Origin of the sequence: Delftia sp. ZNC0008 (assembly GCF_000799035.1) — a bacterium.
Classification (GTDB): domain Bacteria; phylum Pseudomonadota; class Gammaproteobacteria; order Burkholderiales; family Burkholderiaceae_C; genus Comamonas; species Comamonas tsuruhatensis.
Genome location: NZ_JTKZ01000910.1, coordinates 1 through 4,846, shown reverse-complemented (window position 1 = coordinate 4,846; position 4,846 = coordinate 1). Strand labels below are relative to the sequence as shown.

General features: G+C 68.5%; 3 protein-coding genes. 1 reads left to right on the top strand and 2 read right to left on the bottom strand.

Features of this window, described 5'->3' with window-relative positions; all coding sequences use genetic code 11:
* Both ispF and ispD read right to left on the bottom strand, forming a co-directional pair.
* Positions 1–310: 2-C-methyl-D-erythritol 2,4-cyclodiphosphate synthase (gene ispF / locus L995_RS29405; protein WP_047474973.1), on the bottom strand; the 310-nt coding region annotated here is incomplete at its 3' end.
* 16 nt (positions 311–326) lie between these two features.
* A complete protein-coding gene (gene ispD, locus L995_RS29400) occupies positions 327–1,157 on the bottom strand; it encodes a 2-C-methyl-D-erythritol 4-phosphate cytidylyltransferase (RefSeq protein WP_046238331.1) in 831 nt (276 codons plus the stop codon).
* A gap of 161 nt (positions 1,158–1,318) precedes the next feature.
* On the opposite strand from ispD, the gene mfd reads away from it, so the two are divergent.
* A complete protein-coding gene (gene mfd / locus L995_RS29395) occupies positions 1,319–4,813 on the top strand; it encodes a transcription-repair coupling factor (protein ID WP_047474971.1) in 3,495 nt (1,164 codons plus the stop codon).
* Positions 4,814–4,846: the final 33 nt, after the last annotated feature.

The window sequence follows — 4,846 nt, the reverse complement described above, 5'->3', positions numbered from 1 at the left end:
CCTGGGCAATGATGGTGCTGTCGATGTTGCCGATCTCCAGCCCCGTGGCGCGCACGCGGCGCGCCGCTTCCACCAGCAGCACCAGCGAATCGGCGCCACGGAATTCGGGGTCGGTGTCGGGGAAATGCCGGCCGATGTCGCCCAGCGCCGCGCCGCCCAGCAGCGCGTCGGTGATGGCGTGCAGCAGCACGTCGGCATCGGAATGGCCCAGCAGCCCCAGTTCGTGCGGCACCTCGATGCCGCCCAGGATCAGCTTGCGCCCGGGCACCAGGGCATGCACGTCCCAGCCCTCGCCAATACGAAAATTCATGTGAAACATTCCAGGTTCAGAAAAATGGATTGCCCGACGCCTGCGGATGGTCGCGCTGGCCCCGGTATCGCTCCAGCGTGGTGCTGCGCTCGCGCTGCGACAGCACGGCGGCGGCCAGCGCGAAATCGTCCGGATAGGTGACCTTGAAATTCTGCGCGCCGCCGGGCACCAGGCGCGGGCGCTGGCCCACGGCCTCCATGGCACTGGCCTCGTCGGTCACGGCCGAGCCGGCGTGCTGCAGCGCATCGAGCAGCGGCGCGATGCGGAACATCTGCGGCGTCTGCGCCAGCCATTTGTCGCTGCGGTCCACCGTGCCCGCCACGCGCACCCCGCTGGGCCCGGCCACGGCCGTCTTGAGCGTGTCGGGCAGCTTGTGCGCCAGCAGGCCGCCCACGGCATCGTGCTCGCAGGCGTCGATCAGGGCATCGATGAGCGCGGGCGTCACCAGGCAGCGCGCGGCGTCGTGCACCAGCACCCAGTCATGCGCGCCCGCACCGCGCGCCAGCAGCTCCTTCAGGCCGTTGGTCACGGATTCGGCCCGCGTGGCGCCTCCGCATGCCGCCGTGGAGTAGCGCGTGGGCGACGGGCCCGGCAGGCCCTGGCGCCAGAAATCATCGCCGGGCGCGATCACCACCAGCGTGTGGTGTACGCGCGTTGCACCCGCAAAGGCGGCCAGCGTGTGCGCCACCATGGGCGCACCGGCCACCAGGTGGTATTGCTTGGGCAGTTCAGGCGCAGGCGCATCGGGTGCGATGGCGCGCGAGCCCGTGCCCGCGCAGGGGATCAAGGCCCACAGGCGGGCCGGCTCCAGGGATGCGGGCGCAGCCGCCGCAAGCAGATCTGTCATGGTGGCGCATTGTAGTGACGGCCATGTGCCGCCATGGCCATGCGGGCATGCCTGCATGGCCGCCATGCGTGCTGGCTAAAATGCTTCGATACCCCTCTGCGCGTGCCGAGGGGTTTTGTCGTTACTTCGCCCAGGCGCTGCGGCGCCCACGTCCAAGCACCATGGAACTGCCCAAGCTCACTCCCGGAAAACGCTTCACCCTGCCCCGCCCCGTGGGCAGCGCCGACGCCCTGCTGCTGGCCCGCCTGGGCGAGCGCGAGAAGGCGGCAGGCCGGGTGACAGCCATCGTCACGGCCGACGCCTCGGATGCCCAGCGGCTGATCGACGAGATGGCCTTCTTCGCCCCGGGCCTGCGCTGCGCGCTGTTCCCCGACTGGGAGACCCTGCCCTACGACAGCTTCTCTCCCCACCAGGACCTGATCAGCGAGCGCCTGGCCACGCTGTGGCGCATCAACCAGCGCGACAAGGAGCATGGCGCCGACGTGGTGCTGGTGCCTGCCACGACGGCGCTGTACCGGCTGGCGCCGCCCTCCTTCCTGGCCGGCTACACCTTCGAGTTCAAGAGCGGCCAGAAGCTGGACGAGGCCAAACTCAAGGCCCAGCTGACGCTGGCCGGCTACCAGCATGTCTCCCAGGTGGTCAGCCATGGAGAGTACGCGGTGCGGGGCGGCCTGATCGACCTGTTTCCCATGGGCTCGCTGCAGCCCTACCGGGTGGACCTGTTCGACGACGAGATCGACTCCATCCGCACCTTCGACCCCGACACCCAGCGCAGCCTCTACCCCGTGCCAGAGGTGCGCCTGCTGCCGGGCCGCGAGTTCCCCATGGACGAGGACGCGCGCGCCAAGTTCCGCCAGCGCTGGCGCGAGCTGCTGGAGGGCGATCCCACGCGCAGCCGCATCTACAAGGACATGGGCCAGGGCATTGCCACGGCCGGCATCGAGTACTACCTGCCGCTGTTCTTCGACGAAACGGCCACCGTCTTCGACTACCTGGGCGCCGATGCCACCGTGGTCATGCATGGCGACCTGGAGCCGGCCTTCCAGCGCTTTTGGCAGGACACCAAGGAGCGCTTCCGACTGGTGCAGGGCGACCCCGAGCGCCCGGCCCTGCCGCCCGAGGTGCTGTTCCTGTCCGCCGACCAGTTCTACACGCGTGCCAAGGAGCACGCCCAGCTCGCGCTGCGCCCAGGCACCGAGGACGTGGCCGACAGCGCCATCTTCCAGAAGCTGGAGGACCTGTCCGTGGTGCGCGGCGCGGAAGACCCTCTGGCGCGCCTGCAAAGGCACATTGCCGCCAGCGCCCACCGCGTCCTGCTGCTGGCCGAGTCCGATGGCCGGCGCGAAAGCCTGCTGGACTTCTTCCGCGCCTCGGGCGTGAACCCGCCGGTCTTCGATTCGCTGGCCGAGTTCCAGGGCGATGCGGGCGAGAAGGTGGGCATTGCCACGGCCGGGCTGATGAACGGCTTTGCCTGGGTGGAGGAAGGCCTGGACTTCGTCACCGAGACCGAGCTGTTCGCCACCAGCCCCACGGGCCGCAGGCGCCGCCGGCAGGAGCAGGTCAGCGATGTCGAGGCACTGATCAAGGACCTGTCCGAACTCAAGGTGGGCGACCCCGTGGTGCACTCGGACCACGGCATCGGCCGCTACCAGGGCCTGGTCCACATGGACATGGGCCAGAAGAACCCCGACGGCACGCCGGCCGTGCAGGAATTCCTGCACCTGGAGTACGCTGGCAACGCCGTGCTCTACGTGCCCGTCAGCCAGTTGCAGCTGATCAGCCGCTACACGGGCGTCTCACCCGAGGACGCGCCGCTGCACAAGCTCGGCGGCACGCAGTGGGAAAAGGCCAAGCGCAAGGCGGCCGAGCAGGTGCGCGACTCCGCGGCCGAGCTGCTGAACATCTACGCACGCCGCGCCGCACGCCAGGGCCATGCCTTCCGCTACTCGCCCCAGGACTACGAGCAGTTCGCCAACGACTTCGGCTTCGAGGAAACGGCGGACCAGCGCGCCGCCATCCACGCCGTGATCCAGGACATGATCAGCCCCAAGCCCATGGACCGCCTGGTCTGCGGCGACGTGGGCTTCGGCAAGACCGAGGTGGCGCTGCGCGCGGCCTTCGTGGCCATCACGGGCGGCAAGCAGGTGGCCTTCCTCGCGCCCACCACACTGCTGGCCGAGCAGCACTACCAGACCCTGGTGGACCGCTTCTCCAAGTGGCCGATCAAGGTGGCCGAAGTCTCGCGCTTTCGCTCGGGCAAGGAGATCACGGCGGCCGTCAAGGGCATTGCCGACGGCTCGGTGGACATCGTCGTGGGCACGCACAAGCTGCTGTCCGAGTCCACGCAGTTCAAGAACCTGGGCCTGCTGATCATCGACGAGGAGCACCGCTTCGGCGTGCGCCACAAGGAAGCCATGAAGGCCATGCGCGCCGAGGTGGACGTGCTCACGCTGACGGCCACGCCCATCCCGCGCACCATGGGCATGGCGCTGGAAGGCCTGCGCGACCTGTCCGTCATCGCCACCGCGCCCCAGCGGCGCCTGGCCATCAAGACCTTTGTGCGCAACGAGGGCACGGGCGTGATCCGCGAGGCCGTGCTGCGCGAGCTCAAGCGCGGCGGCCAGTGCTACTTCCTGCACAACGAGGTCGAGACCATCGAGAACCGCAAGCAAAAGCTCGAGGAAATCCTGCCCGAGGCCCGCATCGCCGTGGCCCACGGCCAGATGCCCGAGCGCGAGCTCGAGCGCGTCATGCGCGACTTCGTGGCCCAGCGCTACAACATATTGCTGTGCTCGACCATCATCGAGACGGGCATCGACGTGCCCAGCGCCAACACCATCCTCATCAGCCGCGCCGACAAATTCGGCCTGGCCCAGCTGCACCAGCTGCGCGGCCGCGTGGGCCGCAGCCACCACCAGGCCTATGCCTACCTGATGGTGCCCGACCTGGACAGCCTGACCAAGCAGGCCCAGCAGCGGCTGGAGGCCATCCAGCAGATGGAGGAACTGGGCTCGGGCTTCTACCTGGCCATGCACGACCTGGAAATCCGCGGCGCCGGCGAGGTGCTGGGCGAGAACCAGAGCGGCAACATGATGGAGGTGGGCTTCCAGCTCTACAACGAGATGCTGTCCGAGGCCGTGCGCAGCCTCAAGGCCGGCAAGGAGCCCGATCTGCTCAGCCCGCTGTCGGCCTCCACCGACATCAACCTGCACGCGCCGGCCCTGCTGCCGGGCGACTACTGCGGAGATGTGCACCTGCGCCTGTCCTTCTACAAGAAACTGGCCACGGCCCGCACCAGCGACCAGATCGACACCCTGCTCGAAGAAATCGTGGACCGCTTCGGCAAGCTGCCGCCCCAGGCGCAGACGCTGATCGACGTGCACCGCCTGCGCGTGCTGTCCCAGCCCTACGGCGTGATCAAGGTCGATGCGGCGCCCGGCGTCATCAACATCACCTTCAAGCCCCAGCCGCCGGTGGACCCGATGGCCATCATCCACCTCATCCAGAAGAACAAGCACATCAAGCTGGCCGGCAACGAGAAGCTGCGCATAGAGCGCGCCCTGGACAATCCCAAGGACCGCGCCCAGATGGTGCGCGACGTGCTGCGCAGCCTGGGCCAGCCGCTGGTGGAGGCAAAGGCGGCCCAGCCCGCATAGAAGGGTTGTCCTAGCCATGTTCCTCGAAGCGAG